At 67.6% G+C, this 19,542-nt stretch carries 18 protein-coding genes; 7 read left to right on the forward strand and 11 right to left on the reverse strand.

Annotated features, from left to right (window positions below; translation table 11 throughout):
- Positions 1-14 precede the first annotated feature (14 nt).
- The 4 genes from N2L00_RS09060 to N2L00_RS09075 form a co-directional block, all read right to left on the reverse strand.
- Positions 15-269, reverse strand: a complete 255-nt coding sequence (locus N2L00_RS09060; RefSeq protein WP_227921347.1) for a hypothetical protein — start codon at positions 267-269, stop codon at positions 15-17.
- Between the two features lie 27 nt (positions 270-296).
- Positions 297-671, reverse strand: coding sequence for a DUF948 domain-containing protein (locus tag N2L00_RS09065; protein WP_227921340.1), 375 nt, complete (start codon positions 669-671; stop codon positions 297-299).
- Positions 672-901: 230 nt separating this feature from the next.
- Positions 902-1,528 (reverse strand): 30S ribosomal protein S4, encoded by a 627-nt coding sequence (rpsD, locus tag N2L00_RS09070; protein ID WP_104054795.1) that lies wholly within the window; start codon positions 1,526-1,528, stop codon positions 902-904.
- A gap of 209 nt (positions 1,529-1,737) precedes the next feature.
- Positions 1,738-3,153, reverse strand: coding sequence for a replication-associated recombination protein A (locus tag N2L00_RS09075; RefSeq protein ID WP_255862940.1), 1,416 nt, complete (start codon positions 3,151-3,153; stop codon positions 1,738-1,740).
- A gap of 67 nt (positions 3,154-3,220) precedes the next feature.
- Between N2L00_RS09075 and N2L00_RS09080 the strand changes: the two genes are divergently transcribed.
- On the forward strand, positions 3,221-3,808 hold the full coding sequence (locus N2L00_RS09080; protein WP_255862939.1) for a Vms1/Ankzf1 family peptidyl-tRNA hydrolase: 588 nt from the start codon (positions 3,221-3,223) through the stop codon (positions 3,806-3,808).
- Positions 3,809-3,814: 6 nt separating this feature from the next.
- Here the strand turns inward: N2L00_RS09080 and N2L00_RS09085 are convergent, their stop codons facing one another.
- The 3 genes from N2L00_RS09085 to aspS form a co-directional block, all read right to left on the reverse strand.
- Entirely contained in the window at positions 3,815-4,852 is a 1,038-nt protein-coding gene (locus N2L00_RS09085) for a nitronate monooxygenase family protein (protein ID WP_255862938.1), read from the reverse strand.
- An 8-nt stretch (positions 4,853-4,860) separates the two neighbouring features.
- Complete coding sequence (locus N2L00_RS09090) at positions 4,861-5,697, reverse strand: PhzF family phenazine biosynthesis protein (protein ID WP_255862937.1); 837 nt, start codon at positions 5,695-5,697, stop codon at positions 4,861-4,863.
- Between the two features lie 120 nt (positions 5,698-5,817).
- Positions 5,818-7,611 carry an aspartate--tRNA ligase gene (gene aspS, locus N2L00_RS09095; protein ID WP_227921325.1) on the reverse strand — a complete coding sequence of 598 codons (1,794 nt, stop codon included), beginning with the start codon at positions 7,609-7,611 and terminating at the stop codon, positions 5,818-5,820.
- A gap of 125 nt (positions 7,612-7,736) precedes the next feature.
- On the opposite strand from aspS, the gene N2L00_RS09100 reads away from it, so the two are divergent.
- Complete coding sequence (locus N2L00_RS09100) at positions 7,737-9,035, forward strand: APC family permease (protein WP_255862936.1); 1,299 nt, start codon at positions 7,737-7,739, stop codon at positions 9,033-9,035.
- Between the two features lie 24 nt (positions 9,036-9,059).
- Here N2L00_RS09100 and N2L00_RS09105 read toward each other — a convergent pair whose 3' ends face one another.
- Together N2L00_RS09105 and N2L00_RS09110 are read right to left on the reverse strand one after the other, a co-directional pair.
- Positions 9,060-10,070: an adenosine deaminase gene (locus tag N2L00_RS09105; RefSeq protein ID WP_255862935.1), complete on the reverse strand. Its 1,011-nt coding sequence runs from the start codon at positions 10,068-10,070 to the stop codon at positions 9,060-9,062.
- 45 nt (positions 10,071-10,115) lie between these two features.
- On the reverse strand, positions 10,116-10,760 hold the full coding sequence (locus N2L00_RS09110) for a hypothetical protein (RefSeq protein WP_255862934.1): 645 nt from the start codon (positions 10,758-10,760) through the stop codon (positions 10,116-10,118).
- Positions 10,761-10,809: 49 nt separating this feature from the next.
- Here N2L00_RS09110 and N2L00_RS09115 point away from each other — a divergent pair, with 49 nt between their 5' ends.
- Complete coding sequence (locus N2L00_RS09115; protein WP_255862933.1) at positions 10,810-12,120, forward strand: sensor histidine kinase; 1,311 nt, start codon at positions 10,810-10,812, stop codon at positions 12,118-12,120.
- Entirely contained in the window at positions 12,117-12,800 is a 684-nt protein-coding gene (locus tag N2L00_RS09120) for a response regulator transcription factor (protein ID WP_255862932.1), read from the forward strand. Before N2L00_RS09115 ends, N2L00_RS09120 begins: the two co-directional genes overlap by 4 nt.
- Here N2L00_RS09120 and hisS read toward each other — a convergent pair.
- Positions 12,797-14,152, reverse strand: a complete 1,356-nt coding sequence (gene hisS / locus N2L00_RS09125; RefSeq protein ID WP_255766340.1) for a histidine--tRNA ligase — start codon at positions 14,150-14,152, stop codon at positions 12,797-12,799. The two genes, N2L00_RS09120 and hisS, sit on opposite strands and share 4 nt — an antisense overlap.
- A 182-nt stretch (positions 14,153-14,334) precedes the next feature.
- Here hisS and N2L00_RS09130 point away from each other — a divergent pair, with 182 nt between their 5' ends.
- The 3 genes from N2L00_RS09130 (at position 14,335) to N2L00_RS09140 (ending at position 17,299) form a co-directional block, all read left to right on the forward strand.
- Positions 14,335-15,093 (forward strand): peptidylprolyl isomerase, encoded by a 759-nt coding sequence (locus tag N2L00_RS09130; RefSeq protein ID WP_255862931.1) that lies wholly within the window; start codon positions 14,335-14,337, stop codon positions 15,091-15,093.
- 53 nt (positions 15,094-15,146) lie between these two features.
- Positions 15,147-16,577, forward strand: a complete 1,431-nt coding sequence (locus N2L00_RS09135; protein ID WP_255766342.1) for a DUF349 domain-containing protein — start codon at positions 15,147-15,149, stop codon at positions 16,575-16,577.
- A gap of 101 nt (positions 16,578-16,678) precedes the next feature.
- Positions 16,679-17,299 (forward strand): type IV toxin-antitoxin system AbiEi family antitoxin, encoded by a 621-nt coding sequence (locus tag N2L00_RS09140; RefSeq protein ID WP_255862930.1) that lies wholly within the window; start codon positions 16,679-16,681, stop codon positions 17,297-17,299.
- Positions 17,300-17,312: 13 nt separating this feature from the next.
- Here the strand turns inward: N2L00_RS09140 and N2L00_RS09145 are convergent, their stop codons facing one another.
- Positions 17,313-19,478, reverse strand: a complete 2,166-nt coding sequence (locus N2L00_RS09145; protein WP_227922739.1) for a bifunctional (p)ppGpp synthetase/guanosine-3',5'-bis(diphosphate) 3'-pyrophosphohydrolase — start codon at positions 19,476-19,478, stop codon at positions 17,313-17,315.
- Positions 19,479-19,542 lie beyond the last annotated feature (64 nt).

Genomic DNA, 19,542 nt, shown 5'->3' on the forward strand with positions numbered 1-19,542 from the left:
AAGAAGTGCGGCGCTTAGCGGCGCGTGGACCTCAGGGTCTCGGCAACGTTGTCGGAGTTGTCCAGGCCCAGGGCAGCGCGCAGCTCGCCCTCCCGCTGGCCCATGCCTTCACGCAGGGCTTCGGCGAAGCTCTGCACGGCACCGGCTGCGGAATCCACCGCACGGTTGATCCCCGCCTGGCTCAGGCTGGTCTTGGCCTCGGAAACCCGGCGGACGGCGATTACGCCGATGGCAACGCCAATGGACATCCAAAATACGCGCTTGATCATGGCTGGCTCCTGTAATTGTTGGTGTGCTTAGCGGCTGCGCCGGCCACGGCCGGCGGTCCTGCGGGAGGCGAGGGCGGAACGTACGCCGTAGCTGAACGCCGAGACCTTGATCAGCGGGGAACCCACGGTGGCGGCCACCAGGGAGGACAGAGCGGACAAGTTGGCCGATGCGTCCGAAACGTTCGAGGAGATGCCGTCCACCTTCTGCAGCTGCAGGTTGGTGGTGGACACCGTGGTGGTGACCTCGTCGATCAGCGGAGTGGTCTCCTCGCTGAGCGTACGGATGGCGCCGCGCATCTCGTCGAAGACCTTCCCCAGTTTCCAGACGGGAACGGCCAGCAACGCGACCAATACGGCAAACACACCGGCCGCGATCAGACCGGCTATATCTCCACCCGACATGGGACTCCTTCTTGCGCAGAAAATTCGTGGTTCGCATCGCCGTTAACGGCTCTGCCCGGAAGTCCCCGCCTGGATACGGCGAAAGACTCCGGTATGTACCTTACCTACTGCAACGCCGCGGCACTTACTTTTGCCGTGTACGCCACGAAAGGAGGAATACGGCCCCGGATAACGGAACAGCCCGCGGCACAAGGCCGCGGGCTGAACAGTAAACGGAAATGTTTCCGTTATTAGCGTGCGTAGTATTCCACCACGAGCTGCTCTTCGCAGGTCACGGGGACTTCCGAGCGCTTCGGGCGACGCACGAGGCGTGCCTGCAGCTTGTCCAGGGAAACATCGAGGTAACCCGGAACGGCGGGCAGGACGTCGCGGTGGGCGCCGGCTGCGGCAACCTGGAACGGCGTCATGGTCTCGCTGCGCTGGTGCACGTGGATGAGCTGGCCTTCGGAAACGCGGAAGGACGGGCGGTCCACGCGGGCGCCGTCAACCATGATGTGACGGTGCACAACCAGCTGGCGGGCCTGGGCGATCGTGCGGGCAAAGCCGGCACGCAGCACGAGTGCGTCGAGACGCATTTCGAGCAGTTCGATCAGGTTTTCACCGGTCAGGCCGGCGGTACGGCGGGCTTCTTCGAAGACACGGGTCATCTGTGCTTCGCGGATGCCGTACTGGGCACGCAGACGCTGCTTTTCGCGCAGACGTACGGCGTAGTCGCTGTCCTGCTTGCGACGTGCGCGGCCGTGCTCACCCGGGGGGTAAGGCCGACGCTCGAAGTACTTTGCTGCCTTGGGGGTCAAAGCAATGCCGAGGGCGCGCGATGCGCGTGCCTGCCGGCGTGCACGTGTGTTGTTAGCCACGTTCACCTTTCACTGTTTGGCGGTTTGGCCACGGCGGTAGTACGTGCCGTGACTGCTGCGAAATATGCTGGCCTCCATTAGGGAGAGCTCCGGCCAACCGCTGCCGTCTGCTACAGCCGAGGGTGTCGAAATCGACAACCGGCTTGCCAGTCAACCATCAATGCTAACACGCACCGCAGGACCCGCCGGTCAGGAACAGGCGCTCCCGGTCAGGACTTCTCGCCCCGGATGATTCCCCGCAGCCGGTCCAGCCTGGCGGAGATGTCACGCTCCACTCCGTTGCCGGTGGGTTCGTAGTAGTTCGTTCCGACCAGGTCATCCGGCGCGTACTGCTGGCGTGCGACGCCGTGCGGTGAGTCATGCGAATAGATATACCCCTTGCCGTGCCCCAGCTGCTTCGCACCCGGGTAGTGGGCATCGCGCAGATGGGATGGAACGCCCTGCCCGCGCCCGGCCCGCACATCGGCGATGGCGGCGTTGATGCCGTTGTAGGCGGCGTTGGACTTGGGTGCGGTGGCAATATGCACCACCGCCTCGGCCAGGATGATCCGTCCTTCGGGCATGCCGATCAGCTGGACGGCCTGGGCGGCCGCGACGGCGGTCTGCAGCGCCGTCGGGTCCGCCATTCCCACGTCCTCCGATGCCGAGATGATCAGCCGCCGGGAGATGAACCGGGGGTCCTCCCCCGATTCCAGCATGCGGGCAAGGTAGTGCAGGGCGGCGTCGACGTCGGATCCCCGGAGGGACTTGATGAACGCGCTGGTGATGTCATAGTGCTGGTCACCCGCGCGGTCATAGCGCAGCGCCGCAACGTCCAGTGCCTCTTCCGCGTGTTTCAGGGTGACTTCAGGGATGTCGTCGCCGTCCGCTTTTTCGGAGTAGGCGACGCCGGCGGCGGCCTCGAGCGCGGTCAGGCCGCGGCGGGCGTCCCCTGCCGCCAGCCGGACCAGGTGCTCCAGCGCCTCCGCGCTGAGCGTCACCCGTCCGGCCAGTCCCCGTTCATCCTCGACGGCGCGTTGCAGCAGGGCGGCGATGTCCTCCTCGGTCAGCGGTTTCAGTGTCAGCAGCAGCGACCGGGACAGCAGCGGGGAGACCACGGAGAAGGACGGGTTCTCCGTGGTGGCGGCCATCAGGACCACCCACCGGTTTTCCACCCCGGGCAGCAGGGCATCCTGCTGCGCCTTGTTGAAGCGGTGGATCTCGTCCAGGAAGAGGATGGTGGTGACGCCGTGCAGGTCCCGGTCTGTCAGGGCCTGCTCCATGACCCGGCGGACATCCTTGACGCCGGCGGTGATGGCGGAGAGCTCCACGAACTTGCGCCCGGCGCCCCGGGCGACGACGTGTGCCAGCGTGGTCTTGCCCGTGCCGGGCGGCCCCCACAGCATGACCGAGGAGGGCCCGGCGGGGTTGCGTTCATCGGCGGAGGAAGCCAGCGTGCGCAGCGGCGAACCGGGGCCGAGCAGGTGCTGCTGTCCCACCACCTCGTCCACCGTCCGCGGGCGCATCCGGACAGCCAGGGGGCTGCGCGGCCGCACTCTCGCGCCCGGGACTGCCCCGGCGTCGTCGAACTCCGCGTCGTCGTCTCCGTCTACGCTGAACAAATCATTCCCCGGCAAACCATTCACGCTTCAAGGCTACTCGTGCCGTAACCTGAGCAGGTCCACCCCTCTTTCGTTGAAAGCAGACCCGTCCATGCCTGCCTCGCGCACCACCTATGTTTCGGCAGAACGGCTGGCCGGCTGGCTGGAACGGTTCGAAGCTGGCCAGGGCGCACTGGAGTTTGTCCCCTGGAATGAGGGTGTGCGGGTCCGTGCCGCGTCCGGCGCCGAGGCCGAACTGTTCGAACCGTGGCCCGCCGACGGCCGCCCCGGACGGGGAACCAACGACGTCGAACGCCTGGCTTCGCTGGCCGGGCAGGCCCGGACCCTGGGCCTGGTGCTGGTGCGGCGCGGCGGCTATGCCGTGGGCGTTGCCCGGGAAGGCCGCCTGCTGGGCTCGAAGACGGGTTCGCCGAACAGCCGCCGGGCCAATGCAGCCGATGCCCTCGTGGCGACCGTCGCGGAGCAGGCAGCGGCCGTATTCAGCAGCGCCGCTCCGGAGTACCTGGTCTTCGGCGGCGACCGGATGCTGGCCGAGCAGGTGGCCGACCGGCGGGTGTTCGCCCGCTGGGCCGCCCTGCCCCGGCTGCGCCCGCTGGACGTCGCAGACCCGAAAGCGGCCGTGCTGGCACAGGCGGCCCGGAATGCGGCTTCGGTGTTTGTCCGGATCAGCCTGCCCTAGGAACGGTTACCGCGTCCCCAGCCGTGCGACCACGGCTGCGGCAGGTCCGGGTACCGCCGATCGGAAGCCGGTTCCGGCCCAGAGGCTGGTGCCGTGCGGATCTCCGGCGGCTGCCGCCCGCGCACGGAGCCCCTTGGTGACCTGGTTGACCAGCGGATAGGCGGCCGGGGCATCCGGATGTTCGGCCATGAACCGGTTGGCCAGTCCCCGGGCGGTACGGCCGGAAAAGGCCCGGGTCAGTGCGGTCTGCGTAAACTGCGGGTCCTGCAGGGCAGCCCGGTGCACGGCTGCGGTCCCGGCCTCCGGGCTCAACAGCAGCGCGGTGCCGACCTGTACGGCATCCGCCCCGGCGGCCCGCAGGGACCGGACCTGTGCAGCGGTGCTGATTCCTCCGGCGGCAATGAGCTCGACATCGTCACTGACGGCGTCCCGGGCCGCACGCACCAGTTCATCCAACGGCTGCGCGGACGGTTCCGCCGCGGCGTCGAAGGTTCCGCGGTGACCGCCGGCCGCCGCTCCCTGCAGGCACAGCATCCGTGCACCTGCCGCAACGGCCAGCTCGGCTTCCCGTGCAGTGGTCACGGTGACGGCGACGGCGGTGCCTGCGTCCCGGAGCGCAGTAATAACGTCTGCGCCGGGCAGGCCGAAGGTAAAGGACGCCACGGGTACCTGCAGGCGGAGGACCAGTTCGAGCTTGGCATCCCACCCGTCGTCGTCCTCCGGGTCCGGCAGCGGCAGCAGCTCCGGCGGATAGTTCCGGGCCAGCTGCTCCCGGTAGGCCAGGGCGGCAGCGACCTGCCGGGATGTTCCGGAACCGCCCGTGTTCGCGGAGTCCGGCACGAAGAGGTTCACCCCGAACGGCCGGCCGGTCAGCCCGCGGGTCGCCGTGATTTCCCCGGCCAGCGCTTCGGCGCTTTTATAGCCCGCAGCGAGGAAGCCCAGACCCCCGGCGTTGCTGACGGCCGCCGCCAGCGCCGGAGTGGACGGCCCGCCGGCCATGGGAGCGCCGACGACGGCGTGCGGAAGGGACGCCAGCGTAAACATGTCCGCAGCTACAGCTTTACGGTGCCGTCAATGCAGGTGGCGGTTTCCCCGCCCACCCAGATCTTCCGGTCCCGGGTAAAGATCCGCACCAGTCCGGAACGCTCCAGCACAGTGCCCTGCGTGACGGTGTAACGCTCCGGCGCGAGGCCGGCTCCGATCAGCCACTGTGCCAGCCCCGCGTTGAGGCTGCCGGTGACGGGATCCTCCCGCACCCCGTGCCCGGGTGCAAAGGCGCGGACTTCGAAGTCCGTTTCGCCGCCGTCGGGCTGCGGGCCGATGACGCCCACGGCCAGGGAGCCCATAGCCGCCGGATCGGGTGTCAGGGACAGCACGGTTTCGGCATCCTTCAGGAGCAGGCCCAGCCAGCCGGGACCGTTGTCGATCCAGTTCGAGGCGGCAACCTGGTCGCGGGTAATCCCGAGGGCGTCCACCGCCTGCTTCAGCACGGCTTCCTCCAGCTCGCCCGAGCGGATCAGCGGCGGTGCGCCGAACGCGGCCATCCCGGCCGAGGCGTGCAGGGTCACCAGTCCCACTTCGCATTCGGAGATCACGACGCCGGGGTAATGCGGGATGTTGCCGGCTTCGAGCCAGGCGTGGCAGGTGCCCAGCGTGGGGTGTCCTGCGAAGGGGATCTCTCCCCCGGGCGTGAAGATCCGGACCCGGTAGTCGGCGCCGTCCTGCGTGGGCGGCAGCACGAACGTCGTCTCGGACAGGTTCGTCCACCGGGCAAAGGAGGCCATGGCGGCGTCGGAAACACCGTCGGCATCCAACACCACGGCCACCGGGTTGCCCAGATAGGGCTTCGTGCCGAATACGTCCACCTGCTTGAACCAGCGATCTCTCATGCCCAAACACTATCGGGTGCCGGTGCCGGACTGTCCAGCGCAGGCGGGCATGTCAAAACACGGTTAAAACACGGTACCCGGCCGCATGCTGCGACCGGGTACCGTACCTGCGGCGGGAAGCTACGCTTCCTTCGCGGCTGCTTCCTTGTCCTTCTTGGCTTCCGGCTTGAAGTCCACGCCGGCTTCCTTGCGCTGCTGCGGCGTGATCGGCGCCGGAGCCTGCGTCAGCGGGTCATAGCCGCCGCCGGACTTCGGGAAGGCGATGACGTCGCGGATGGACTCGGTGCCGGCCAGCAGGGCCACTACGCGGTCCCAGCCGAAGGCGATGCCGCCGTGGGGCGGTGCGCCGTACTTGAAGCCTTCGAGCAGGAATCCGAACTTTTCCTGTGCATCTTCCTGCGAAAGGCCCATGACCTTGAAGACGCGTTCCTGCACGTCGCGCTGGTGGATACGGATGGAACCGCCGCCGATTTCGTTGCCGTTGCAGACAATGTCGTAGGCGTAGGCCACTGCCGACTCGGGATCCGTGTCGAAGGTATCCATGAATTCGGGCTTGGGCGAGGTGAAGGCATGGTGCACGGCCGTCCAGGCCCCGCCGCCCACAGCCACGTCGCCGGCGGCAACTGCGGCCGACGCCGGCTCGAACATGGGTGCGTCAACCACCCAGACGAACGCCCAGTCCTTGGGATCGATCAGGCCGGTGCGGTGGCCGATTTCCACGCGCGCGGCGCCGAGCAGGGCACGTGCCTCGCTCTTTTCGCCGGCACCGAAGAAGATGCAGTCACCGGGCTTGGCGCCCACCTTTTCGGCGAGGTTCTCCCGCTCGAAGTCGGTCAGGTTCTTGGCGACCGGTCCGGTCAGCGTGCCGTCTTCCTGGATCAGCACGTAGGCCAGGCCCTTCGCGCCGCGCTGCTTGGCCCATTCCTGCCAGGCATCAAGGGTGCGGCGTGCCTGGGAAGCACCGCCCGGCATCACCACGGCACCCACGTAGGGAGCCTGGAAGACGCGGAAGGTGGTGTCCTTGAAGAATTCGGTCAGCTCGGTGAGTTCCAGGCCGAACCGCAGGTCCGGCTTGTCCGAACCGTAGCGGGCCATGGCATCGGCGTAGGTCATGCGCGGGATGGGGGTGCTGATCTCGACGCCGATCAGCTTCCACAGCGACTTCACGATCTGCTCGCCCAGGGCGATGATGTCGTCTTCCTCGACGAAGCTGGCTTCAATGTCCAGCTGCGTGAACTCCGGCTGGCGGTCCGCACGGAAGTCCTCATCGCGGTAGCAGCGGGCAATCTGGTAGTACTTTTCGAAGCCGCCAACCTGCAGCAGCTGCTTGAACAGCTGCGGGGACTGCGGCAGGGCGTACCAGGAACCCGGGGCCAGGCGTGCGGGAACCACGAAGTCGCGGGCACCTTCGGGGGTGGACCGGGTCAGCGTGGGGGTTTCGATCTCCACGAAGCCTTCATCGTGCAGCAGTTCACGGGCCACGCGGTTGGCTTCCGAGCGCAGGCGCATGGCAGCGGCCGGTGCCGGGCGGCGGAGGTCCAGGTAACGGTGGCGCAGGCGGGCTTCCTCGCCGACCTCCACATGCTCGTCGATCTGGAACGGCAGCGGGTCAGAGGTGTTCAGGATGACGACGTCGTCCGCGATCACCTCGACTTCGCCCGTAGCCAGGGCCGGGTTCTCGTTACCCTCGGGCCGCTTCTGCACGGTGCCGGTGATCTGCAGGACGTACTCGTTGCGCAGCCCGTGGAAGACATCCTCTTCACGCACCACAACCTGCGCCACACCCGAGGCATCGCGGAGGTCGAGGAAGGCAACGCCGCCGTGGTCGCGCCGTCGGGCGACCCATCCTGCGAGAGTAACGGTCTGTCCAATATGCTCGGCCCTCAGGGAACCAAGGGCATGAGTGCGCAGCACAGCTGTCCTTTCGAAAAACTTGCGGAAACCACTGTTTCCGCCCATTGTAAATACACGGTCTCCTTCAGAGTTTACCGGTGAACCGACCCCCGCTCCGCCATGTACCTACCGATTGGATAAGCCTGTTGTCCGGCACTACCCAGCCGCGTGTTCCCCTGGGCGGCTTTGATGCCACCACTGCCGGCCTAGGCTCCATCGTCGGTGCGGGTGCGTTCGTCGCCTTCGCTCCGGCTGCGGCCGCTGCAGGACCGGCGCTGGGCGCGGGCCTCGGCATAGCCGCGGTTGTGGCCTTCCTCTGCGGGCTCTCCACCTTCCAGCTCAGCAGGGCCGTCTCGCGCCGGCTCCCCGAGGACCGGGGCGGAGACGCCACGGCGCGGACAGCCGCGCGGATCCTGCTGGGGCCGTACAGCGGTTTCCTTTCCGGCTGGACCCTGATCTGGGCATTACTGCTTTCCTCGGCTGTCCTGGCCCTCGCATTCGGGGCGTATGTCGTCCCTGAGCATCCTCGGGCCGGCGCAGCGGGAGCCGTGATTGTCATGGCCGCCGTGAACCTGCTGGGGGTGAACCGGGGTTCCTGGGTCACCCGCTTCATAGTGGCCTTTGTCTTCAGCGTCCTGGCCTTCACAGTGGTCGTGCTCTTCAACGAGGCGCCTCACCAGCCGGTGCGGGTGGGTGCGGAGATTGAGGCTTCCACCTCGGGCGTGCTGCAGGCCGCCGGGCTGCTGTTCTTCATTTTCTCCGGGTACACGCGGCTGGCCACGATGGGGTCCGGTGTGCGCAATCCCTCACGCAACCTGCCCATCGCGATCCCCGCTGCCATTGCCGTGGCCTTCGGACTGTACTGGTTCATGGGTTCTTCGATGCTGGCCTACTACGGAGCGGCTGCCTTGTCCGCCGAGACCGCTCCCCTGCTTGAACCCCTGGAGAGCGTGGGCGCGGGCGTCGGTACGGGTGCCGTTATCCTTGCTGTTGCCGCCGCCGCCCTGGGCGGCCTGTGGTCGCTGACGGAATCGGCAGGCCGGGCAGCCTCCGACATGGCCGCGGACCGCGACCTTCCGTCCTTCTTCGGCGCGTCGAGGGAATCCCGCTTCGGCCGCGGACAGACCCCGTGGGCCGCCGAAGCCACGGCGGCCGCCGTCGTCCTGCTGCTTGTGCTGTTCGGGGAACTGGACGCACTGCTGGGGATGGCGTCCTTCGCCCTGCTGTTCTACGCGGCCATCACCACCGTGTGTGCTTTCACCCTGAAGGACCGCACGCGCTACGCACCCCGGGTCCTGAACCTGGCCGGTGCGGTGGGCGCACTGCTGCTGGCCCTCGCCCTGCCGCCCGTGTCCATCAGCCTGGCCCTGATCATCCTGGTGGCGGGGCTCGTGGTCCGGTTGAGTTTCCGTCGCCCGCGGACCCCCAGGACGCCGCCGTTCTAGCCTCATCCGGGGGCCGGCGCTCACCTAGGCGCCGGCAGCCTCCCACGCACGGACTTCGCCCAGCAGCTCGGCGCGGCGCCCGGCAGGCGCGAACGAGGCTTCGATCGAGTTTGCGGCGAGCCGGGCAAGCTGCGCCCTGCTGAGCCCGAAGGTTTCCTGCACCGCCCGGAAATTGTCATCCACGTAGCCGTCAAAGTAGGCCGGGTCATCCGAGTTCACGGAAATGTTCAGGCCGTGCTCGAGCATCCGCGGCAAGGGATGCTCAGCCAGGGCCGACACCGCCTGCAGCCGCACGTTGGACAGCGGGCAGACGGTCAGCGGCACCTGATCGCGGACCAGCCGGTCCACCAGGTCCGGGTCATCCAGGCAGCGGATCCCGTGGTCGATGCGGTCCGCGTGAAGCAGGTCCAGCGCCTCCTCGATGTACGAGGACGGACCCTCCTCACCTGCGTGGGCTACGGACCGCAGCCCTGCCTCCCGGGCACGACGGTACAGCTCGATGAACGACGACGGCGGGTTCCCCACTTCCGCGGAGTCCAGGCCGATCCCGATGATCGGCGCATCCATGGCCAGCAGTTCCTCCAGCACCTCCAGCGCTTCGGCCACCGGATGGTCGCGCAGGAACGCGGCAATCAGCTCCGTGGAGATCCCGAATTCTTCCTCGCTGCGGGCCAAAGCCGCCCAGACTCCGCCCACCGAGACGCTCAACGGGACGCCGCGGACTAGGTGCGCCTGCGGATCCATCATCATTTCCACATGCCGCACCCCGGCCGCCGCAGCCCGGCGCAGGTAGGCACGGGTCATGTCGGTGAAATCCGCCTCGGTCCGCAGCACATCCATATTGGAGTAGTAGAGGTCCAGGAAGGACTGCAGATCCGTGAACCGGTACCGCGCACGAAGGTCCTCGAGACTGTCGTAGGGCAGGTCCAGGCCGTTGCGGGCGGCCAGTTCGAAGATCAGCTCCGGTTCCAGCGTTCCCTCAATGTGGAGGTGGAGTTCGGCGCACGGCGGGGTGGGAAGCGGGTCAACAGCCATGGTTAAAGCCTAGGGGGCCTGTGCCTTGGACCGCCATCCACGAGGTCAGCGGAGGCCGGCGCGTTCGCGGGGAGCGGTTTCAAACATTCCGTATACCGGACCGGCCAGCAGCCAGATCCCTGCGACCAGGCCGGCCCGCTTCACCCAGTCCCACAGCACCTCCGCTTCCCCGGGTGCGGCCACGATTCCGATCATGCCCAGCAGGACGGCGACGGCAATTCCAGTGGCCAGCAGGACGCGGCCGTATTCCACCCACAGTGACCGCCGGTACTCCGGCGTCCCCTTCACCGGCTTCACCGGTGCCGGTCCCCCGGCGAACCGGTGGGCAACCCGCACATCCGCCCACCGGATTAGGCTGTGGCCGAAGGCGACACTGAAGCCCAGGTAGAACGCCGCAAGTCCGTGGATGGACCCGGGCCGTCCGCCCTGTGCCAAATCGGCGGCGGATGCCGCCAAAAGCACGACGTCGAGCAGCGGAACACAGGCGAGCAGCACCATGCCCAGCCGTCTGCGGTGAAGCAGATAGCGGGCGCCCAGGCCGGCCGCCAGCAGGACCCAGAAACCAATCTCTGAGCCGATGATCAAATACACGAGGATGTCCATGACCCCAGCCTTCCGCGCGGGAAACCCGGTGTCGTCGGCGAAAGGTGCCACCGCGAGGGTGCCTTCCGTCATCCCTTCGGAGGACATAGCCCGCCGCCCGGACCCCCGGGGAGCGCCGCTCATTTAGGCTGAACCCATGCAAAGAACCCCAGACCAGGGCACCGGGAACGGAATCTGGCCTTCCGGCGCCGCCGCGGCCGCCGGCTATCTGGTGGGCGGTACCGTGCTGAAACTCCTCGGGGTGAACGCCGCAGGTCTGTTCCCGCCGATTCCGGGTGCACCGGACTGGGCCTGGGTACCGGTCCTGGTGCTGGGATGTACGGGCCTGCTGTTCCGCCGCCGGAATGTTCCGCTGATGCTGGCCGTCACCGGAACGGCAACCGGTGCCGGCGCACTGCTCGGCGGCGGGATCATCACCTACCTGCTCCTGTTCGAGGTGCTGTACTCCGGAATCCTCTTTGGCTCCCCGCGCGTAAGCCGCGGCGTGCAGCGGGCGGCGGTGACCGGCATGGTTGTCCTTCCCGTTTCCGTAGGACTGGTCTACCGGGGATGGCCGTACCTGCTCTTCGGTTTGTTCCAGGCGGTTTTTGTCTGCCTGGTTCCGCTCTGGTGGGCCGGCTCCCTGCGCCGCCAGACCGAGAGGGCCGAACGCGAACGGCAGCGGGCGGAAACGGAACGCCTCAAGGCCGAACGCACCGCCCAGCTGGCCGAGCTCAACCTGCAGGTTGCCGTGGCGTCGGAGCGCGGAGCGATGGCGCGCGAACTGCACGACGCGATTGCCGGGCATCTGTCCGCCATAGCGCTGCAGTCCGGTGCTGCACTGGCGGCAGCCGATGCTGCCCTGGACCGCCGGGTGCTGGCCCAGGTCCGGACGGAAAGCGTCGCCGCCCTGCGGGAAATGCGGTCCATGATCGACCTGCTCCAGTCCGACGGCCCGTTGGACAGCCGGGAGCAGGCGGAAGCCGCTGCGGCCGCAGGGGGCCTGGGCCATCTGGAGTCCCTGGCCGCTTCCGCCCGGCTGGCCGGAAGCCCGGTGGAACTGCGTCTGTCCGGTGACGTTGAGGTGCCGGTGCTGGTGGGCAGCAGCGTGTATCGGATCGTGCAGGAATCGCTGGCCAACGCGGTCCGGCACGCGCCGGGCTGCCCCGTGAGTATCTCGGTCCGGCGGCAGGACAAACAGCTGGAGCTGCGGATCCGCAACGCTCTCCCCGCCTCCGACGGCGGCAGTTCCGCGGCCGCCGGAAACGGTTCGGGCCTGCGGAATATGAAACTGCGGGCGGCGCAGCTCGGCGGCAGTTTCTCTGCCGGACGGGTCGCCGGCCCTGCCGCGGGGCAGGACCTGCGGCCAGCCTGGCTCGTCGAAGCCGTCCTGCCTGCAGAAGACGCCGACGGAGCAGCATCTGCGCTCCCCCGCGCGCTCCCCCGCCAGCACCAGGAGACGCTTTGACCGCCGCCACCGTGCTGCTGGCGGATGACCACTCGGCCATCCGCGGCGGCCTGCGCATAATCCTGGAGTCCATCGGCGGCTTCACCGTCGTCGGCGAGGCTGCGGACGGTGCAGGAGCCGTACGCATGGCACGCGCCCTGCGGCCCGACGTCGTCCTGATGGACCTTCGCATGCCCGGGATGGACGGAATTGCCGCCACCGCGGAGATCACCGGAGAGGGACTGTCCGCGGTGCTGGTGCTGACCACCTTCGACATTGACGAGTACGTTTTCGCCGCGCTGCGGGCCGGCGCTGCCGGATTCCTGCTGAAATCGGTGGAACCTGCCGAATTGGTGCGCGCGGTGCAAAGCGTGGCCGACGGCGACAGTGTCCTCTCCCCGGAGGTCACCGGCAGGCTGATCTCCGCGTTCGTGCAGTCACCGGCTGCGGCTGCGGCACCGGCAGCGGCAGCGGCAGCCGCTACCGGGACTCTGCCGGCGGAGTCCCTGACCGCACGGGAGGAAGCGGTCCTGGCCTGCATCGGCGAGGGATTGTCCAACCAGCAGATTTCCCGCCGGCTGGGGATCGCCGAGACCACCGTCAAAACCCATGTCTCCCGTGTCCTGGCCAAGCTGGGAGTCTCCTCCCGGGTGCAGGCCGCCATCGCGTTCCGGGAACGCGGCGGCGGCCCGGGCCGCTAGGCCGACGGCACCTGCACGGGGGTTACCTGCACGGTGAGGTCCTCGGCCGGCGGAGTCCACAGCGCGGGATCGGCCGGCACCTGCTCACCGGTGCGGATGTCCTTGACCTCGTGGCTGCCGTCTTCGGCGGTGAACCAGACAAACGGGATGCCCCGGCGGTCGGCGAACTTGATCTGCTTGCCGAACTTTTCCGCCTTCGGGGCCACTTCCACCGAAATGCCGCGGCTGCGCAGCTGGGCGGCGGTGTCCTGGGCTTCGGACCAGGACTCGTCGGTGGCCAGGGTCAGCAGCACTGTAGTGGGAACGCTGCGCGAAGCCTGCGCGAATTCCTGGCTGAGGATGCGCATGACCAGCCGCGTGACGCCGATGGAGAGGCCGACGCCGGGGAAGGTGCGGTTCCCCTTGCTGGCCAGGGAATCGTAGCGGCCGCCGGAGCAGATCGAGCCGAGCGCTTCATGTCCCACCAGGACCGTTTCGTAAACGGTGCCGGTGTAGTAGTCCAGGCCGCGGGCGATGCTGAGGTCCGCGAGGACCCGGCCCGGAGCGCGGCGGGAGGCTTCGCTGATGACCTGGAACAGTTCATCGAGGCCTTCGTCCAGCAGTTCATTGGACACACCCAGTGCCCGGACCTGCTCCACGAACGAGGTGTCCTCCGTGCGGATGGAGGCCAGCTTCAGGGCTGCCTCGGCCTGTTCGGGGGTGGCGCCGAGTTCCTCCTGCAGGAGCTCGGCTACGCGCTGCGCCCCGATCTTCTCCAGCTTGTCGATGCTGCGCAGCACGCCGGCGGTGTCTTCCAGGCCGATGCCGCGGTAGAAGCCTTCGGCCAGCTTGCGGTTGTTGACCCTGATCTTGAACTCGGGGATGGGCAGCGCGCCGAGGGCTTCGGCGATGACCAGCGCCAGCTCAACGTCGTACCGGAACGGCAGCTCTCCGTCACCCACCACATCAATGTCCGCCTGCGTGAACTCGCGGGCCCGCCCCTCCTGCGGACGCTCGCCGCGCCAGACCTTCTGGATCTGGTAGCGGCGGAACGGGAAGGAGAGGTGGCCGGCGTTCTCCACCACGTAGCGGGCAAACGGCACGGTCAGGTCGAAGTGCAGGGCCAGCTGGTTGGGATCTTCCTTGCCGGCGGCCTCGCCCTCTTCGGCCTGCAGCCGGCTCAGCGCGTAGACTTCCTTGTCAATGTCGCCCTTGCGCAGCAGCTGGCCCACCGTTTCCACGGCCCGGGTTTCGATGTTGGAGAAGCCGTGCAGCTCGAAGGTCCGGCGCAGTACGTCCAGGACATGGAGTTCAACAAGGCGCTCCTGCGGTAGCCATTCGGGGAAACCGGACAGTGAGGCCTTGCGTGCCATGGTGGCAACTCCTTAGGTGGGCGAAACGGCGCAGGCGGAACCCCGCCCGGCCACGGTGCACGCATGAGCGTGCATAAACTATGTGCGGCACTCATTTTAGCCGCTTGGGACGCAGCCCCCGTTTCAGACCGGCGCGCCGCTCCCAGACCCGATCCCGATCCGATCCAGTACAGGAGGCAACGGTGGCAGCAAACCGCACCAGCCGTGAAGACAGGCGCCGGCTGGCCCGGATGGAAGCGCGGAGGGCCTTCGCCGCCGCCCGTGCCAAGCGGCGCAAGCGTGACAACCTCTTCGCCGCAGCGGCCGCCGTCGTTGTCCTGGCCCTCGCCGTTGCGCTGCAGATGGCGTGGTTCAGTTCCGATCCCACGGCGGCGGACCTGGAGCTGCTGCGGGAACAGGCCGACGTCGTCGAACTGCCCGACGTTCCGGATCCGTCTGTCGCCGAGGGCAGGACCTTCACCGGGTCCCTGGCGCTGGGACAGGGCGAAATCGGCGTGGAACTGGACGGCACGGCGGCACCCCAGGCGGTTGCCTCCTTCAAGACGCTTGCCGATGCGGGCTACTTCAGCGGCAAGGACTGCCACCGGCTGACCGCCACCGAATCCACGTCCGTGCTCCAGTGCGGTTCCCCGTACGGGAACGGGAAGGCCGACCAGGACTTCCTGTGGGGGCCGGTGGAGAACTCGCCGGCAGACGGCTTTTACCCCGCCGGCACCATCGCCGTCGCCCGCGGTGAAGACCAAATGAGCCACGGCACACAGTTCTTCATTGTTTACAAGGATTCGACGCTAACGCAGGAAACCGGCGGCTACACGATAATGGGTAAGGTAACGTCAGGTCTTGACGTACTGGAGGCCATCGCTTCCTCGGGCACAGCCTCCGGGGAGACCGATGGTTTCCCGAAAGACCCGGTGACGATTAACTCGTTCACCCTGAACTAAGTGGCGGCGCGGGCTTCGCAAACTGCCATCCATCGAGTGAAAGACTTTTAGCGGTGACAGACAGTCAGAAATCCGACGAAACAGCAGGCCCTTCCACTACGGAGACGTCCCGGCCTGCCACTCCGAGCCCCGCAGCACTTGCGGCGCGACGGCCCTCCCCCGCAGCCGTAGGCCCCCGGCCCGGCGCGGCAGCCCAGCCGGTGGTGGCAGCTCCGGCCGCCCACTCCACCCCGCTGGAGGAAGCCGCCCGCTTCGCGCGGGTCGAGGAGGACGGCCACGTCTTCCTGATCGTGGACGGCGAGGAATCGGCCGTCGGCCAGTTCCCCGACGCCTCCAAGGAAGAAGCACTGGCCTACTTCGTGCGCAAGTACGACGACGTCGCCAGCCAGCTGCTGCTCCTGGAGCAGCGGGTGCAGGTCAAGGCTCCGGCCGCGGACATCCACAAGACCCTGAAGCACCTGGCCCAGCAGGTGGCCGAGCGCAAGATGGTGGGCGATATCAAGGCTCTCGATGCCCGCATCGAAGCACTCGAAGCCTCGCTCAAGGAGGCCGAGGCCGCCGAGCGCGCCGAGGCTGAGGCCGCCAAGGCGCGTGAGCTTGCCGCCCGTGAGGCCATTGTTGCCGAGGCGGAGGAAATCGCTGCCAAGGACCCGGCCACGATTCAGTGGAAGACCAGCAGCAACCGGATGAACGAGCTGTTCGATGCGTGGAAGACCGCGCAGAAGAACGGCCCGCGCCTGGGCCGCAGCACCGAGGACACCCTGTGGAAGCGGTTCCGTTCCGCCCGCACGGTCTTCGACCGCCACCGCCGTGCCTACTTCTCCCAGCTGGACAGTGAAAACTCGTCCGCCAAGGCTGCGAAGGAGGCACTCATTGCCCGCGCCGAGGAACTGGCGACGTCCACGGACTGGGGCAACACCGCCGCCGAATACCGGCAGCTCATGGACGAGTGGAAGGCCTCCAAGCGCGCCAGCCGCAAGGATGACGATGCCCTGTGGGCCCGCTTCCGTGCAGCGCAGGATCAGTTCTTCGCCGCCCGCCAGGCAGCCAACGAGGTTATCGACGAGGAATTCGCCGCGAACCTCGTGGTCAAGGAAGAGCTGCTGAAGGAAGCACAGGCCCTCCTGCCGATCACGGACCTGAACTCGGCCCGCAAGGCCCTCCAGTCGATCCGGGAACGCTGGGAAGACGCCGGCAAGGTGCCCCGGGCCGATATGGGCCGCATGGAGGCCGGCATCCGCAAGGTTGAGGAAGCCGTGAAGGCTGCCGAAGACGAGCACTGGCAGCGGAGCAACCCCGAGACCAAGGCACGCACCAACTCGGCCCTGTCCCAGCTGGAGGCGACCATCGCGTCCCTCGAACAGGACCTGGCCGACGCCGAGAAGGCGGGCAACGCGAAAAAGATCGCGGACGCCCGCGAGGCCCTGGAAGCCCGCCAGCAGTGGCTGGCAATGCTGCAGAAGTCCGCGCAGGACTTCGCCTAGGCTGCGTACCGGCTCCACGGGGAAAGCCCCGTCCCTCCCGTTATCCACAACGGGCGGGGCGGGGCTTTCGCTTTGCCCGCCGGCTGCACATGCTGGTGTGCATGCCTGCGCAGCTCTTTCCCTACCCCGGTGCCCTCCCGGAGATCACCTCCACGGGCGGAGCGCTGTTCACCGCAGGTGAGGTGTTCCGGCACGAGGAACTCCAGGCCATGGCAATGGACGGGCTGCTCCGGCACGTGTACGCGGGAACCTTTGTCCGCTGGGATGTCCGGCCGGACCCGGTGGTCCGTGCCCTTGCGGCGTCTGCCGAGCTGCCCGTGCAGCTGCGCCGCAGGCTGACCATGGGGAGATTGACCGCTGCCTGGATCTACGGCTGCGCTCGGCGGCCGCCGCGGCTCGATGTGCTGGCGGACCGCCGCAGCCGCACCGGTGCCCTGCAGCCCTTCAGCACCGCCGTCCTCCACGAGGTCCTGCTGGGCCCCGCAGACCGCGTGGACGTAGGAACAGTGTCCGTCACCTCTCCGCTGCGGACCGCCGTCGACGTCGCCCTCTATGCGGGCACCGCGGAAGCGGTTTCCACCCTGCGGCGCCTGGCGGCGCTCCCGGCCCTGGGCTGCCGGCTGGACCTCGTGCAGCGGGCGCTGGAAGCCGGACACCGGGTACCGGGCAAGGCGGCGGCGCTGGAACGCGTTGCAGCTGCCGCCGCCGAGCCGACCGGTTAGTGGAACCCGGAACCTAGACCCGCCGCTGCGACCCCGTGGTGCGGTAGACGTCGAACACGCCGTCGATCTTGCGGACCGCACTGAGGATGTGGTTCAGATATTTCGGATCCCCCATCTCGAACACGAACTTCGACATCGCCACGCGGTCGCTGGAGGTGTTGACGCTGGCGGAGAGGATGTTCACATGGTTTTCCGACAGGACCCGTGTCACGTCCGACAGCAGGCTCTTGCGGTCCAGTGCCTCCACCTGGATCTCGACCAGGAAGACGCTGGACTGGGTGGGCGCCCACTCCACGGGGACAATGCGGTCCGGCGTGGCGCGCAGTTCCTGTACGTTGCGGCAGTCGCTGCGGTGTACCGAGACACCCGAACCGCGGGTAACGAACCCGATGATCGGATCCGGCGGGACCGGGGTGCAGCAGCGGGCCAGCTTGACCCACACATCGCCGGTACCGCGTACGGTGACGCCGGAATCGGAGAACTTGGGGCGGCGGGCTGCGGTGGCCACCGGCGTTTCGGCCAGGTCCTCCTCGGCGCCCTGGTGCCCGCCCATGAGGTTGACCAGGTGCTCAATGACGTTCTGCGCAGAGGTATGGCCGTCGCCCACCGCGGCGTACAGCGCGGAAATGTCCTGGTGGTGCAGTTCCTCGGCCACCGCCACCAGCGCATCATGCGTCATCAGGCGCTGCAGCGGCAGGTTCTGCTTGCGCATGCCGCGGGTGAGCAGGTCCTTGCCCTTTTCGATTGCCTCTTCGCGGCGTTCCTTGGTGAACCACTGCCGGATCTTGTTCCGGGCGCGCGGGCTCTTGACGAAGCCCTGCCAGTCCTGGCTTGGGCCGGCGCCCTCGGCCTTGGAGGTGAAGATCTCCACCCAGTCGCCGTGCTGCAGTTCGCTGTTGAGCGGCACCAGTTTCCCGTTGACGCGTGCCCCGATGGTCCGGTGGCCCACCTCGGTGTGCACTGCGTAGGCGAAGTCCACCGGCGTCGATCCGGCCGGAAGCGCCATGACCTCGCCCTTGGGCGTAAAGACGAAGACTTCGCGCGCATTAATCTCGAAGCGCAGCGAATCCAGGAACTCGTCGGGATCCGAGGTTTCCTGCTGCCAGTCCACCAGGCTGCGCAGCCAGCCCATGTCGTCAGGGGCTTCGGGGCCCTTGTTGCCGTCCTTGTACTTCCAGTGCGCGGCGACGCCGTATTCGGCGCGGCGGTGCATGTCATGCGTGCGGATCTGGATTTCCACGGGCTTGCCGCCGGGGCCGATTACCGTGGTGTGCAGCGACTGGTACATGTTGAACTTCGGCATCGCGATGTAGTCCTTGAACCGCCCGGGAAGGGGGTTCCACCGCGAATGCAGGGCACCGAGGGTGGCGTAGCAGTCGCGGACGGAGTCCACCAGGACGCGCACGCCCATCAGGTCATGGATGTCGTCGAAGTCCTTGCCCCGCACGATCATCTTTTGGTAGATCGAGTAATAGTGCTTGGGCCGGCCGGTGATGGTGGCCTTGATCTTGACCGCGTGCAGGTCATCGGCGATCTGCGACCGCACGGTACCCAGGTACTTTTCCCGTTCCGGAGTCCGGTCGCCCACCATCCGGACAATCTCGTCATACACCTTGGGGTGCAGTGCGGCGAAGGAAAGATCCTCCAACTCCCACTTGATGGTGTTCATGCCCAGCCGGTGCGCCAGCGGGGCGAAGATTTCCAGGGTTTCGCGTGCCTTCTTGGCGGACGATTCCGGCGACACGAAACGCCAGGTGCGGGCGTTGTGCAGCCGGTCCGCGAGCTTGATGACCAGAACGCGGATGTCCTTGGCCATGGCGACGACCATCTTGCGTACGGTTTCGGACTGCGCGGCGTCCCCGAAGGTGACCTTGTCCAGCTTGGTGACACCGTCCACGAGCATCGCCACCTCCGGACCGAACTCGCGCCTCAGCTCGTCCAGGGTGTAGCTGGTGTCCTCCACCGTGTCATGCAGCAACGCCGCGGCCAGGGTGGTGCCGGTCATGCCCAGCTCCGCCAGGATGGTCGCCACCGCCACCGGGTGCGTGATGTACGGATCCCCGCTCTTGCGCTTCTGTCCCTCGTGGCTCCGCTCGGCAACCACATAGGCGCGCTGGATCAGGTCCAGGTCTTCCTTGGGGTTGTTGACCCGGACCGTGCGGAGCAGCGGTTCCAGCATCGGCGAGTAGCCGGGGTTGCCCCGGCCGGCCAGGCGGGCGAGCCGGGCACGGGTCGAGGCCCGG

The organism is Arthrobacter sp. zg-Y1171 (assembly GCF_025244845.1).
In the GTDB taxonomy this organism is placed as follows: Bacteria; Actinomycetota; Actinomycetes; order Actinomycetales; family Micrococcaceae; genus Arthrobacter_B.

Excerpts from the sequence above, each read along its gene's own strand:
- N2L00_RS09060 (WP_227921347.1), bottom strand. The coding sequence starts at position 269 with ATGATCAAGCGCGTATTTTGGATGTCCATTGGCGTTGCCATCGGCGTA.
- N2L00_RS09065 (WP_227921340.1), bottom strand. The coding sequence starts at position 671 with ATGTCGGGTGGAGATATAGCCGGTCTGATCGCGGCCGGTGTGTTTGCC.
- N2L00_RS09080 (WP_255862939.1), top strand. The coding sequence starts at position 3,221 with ATGCCTGCCTCGCGCACCACCTATGTTTCGGCAGAACGGCTGGCCGGC.
- N2L00_RS09085 (WP_255862938.1), bottom strand. The coding sequence starts at position 4,852 with ATGTTTACGCTGGCGTCCCTTCCGCACGCCGTCGTCGGCGCTCCCATG.
- N2L00_RS09090 (WP_255862937.1), bottom strand. The coding sequence starts at position 5,697 with ATGAGAGATCGCTGGTTCAAGCAGGTGGACGTATTCGGCACGAAGCCC.
- N2L00_RS09105 (WP_255862935.1), bottom strand. The coding sequence starts at position 10,070 with ATGGCTGTTGACCCGCTTCCCACCCCGCCGTGCGCCGAACTCCACCTC.
- N2L00_RS09110 (WP_255862934.1), bottom strand. The coding sequence starts at position 10,760 with ATGTCCTCCGAAGGGATGACGGAAGGCACCCTCGCGGTGGCACCTTTC.
- N2L00_RS09115 (WP_255862933.1), top strand. The coding sequence starts at position 10,810 with ATGCAAAGAACCCCAGACCAGGGCACCGGGAACGGAATCTGGCCTTCC.
- hisS (WP_255766340.1), bottom strand. The coding sequence starts at position 14,152 with ATGGCACGCAAGGCCTCACTGTCCGGTTTCCCCGAATGGCTACCGCAG.
- N2L00_RS09140 (WP_255862930.1), top strand. The coding sequence starts at position 16,679 with ATGCCTGCGCAGCTCTTTCCCTACCCCGGTGCCCTCCCGGAGATCACC.
- N2L00_RS09145 (WP_227922739.1), bottom strand. The coding sequence starts at position 19,478 with ATGCTGGAACCGCTGCTCCGCACGGTCCGGGTCAACAACCCCAAGGAA.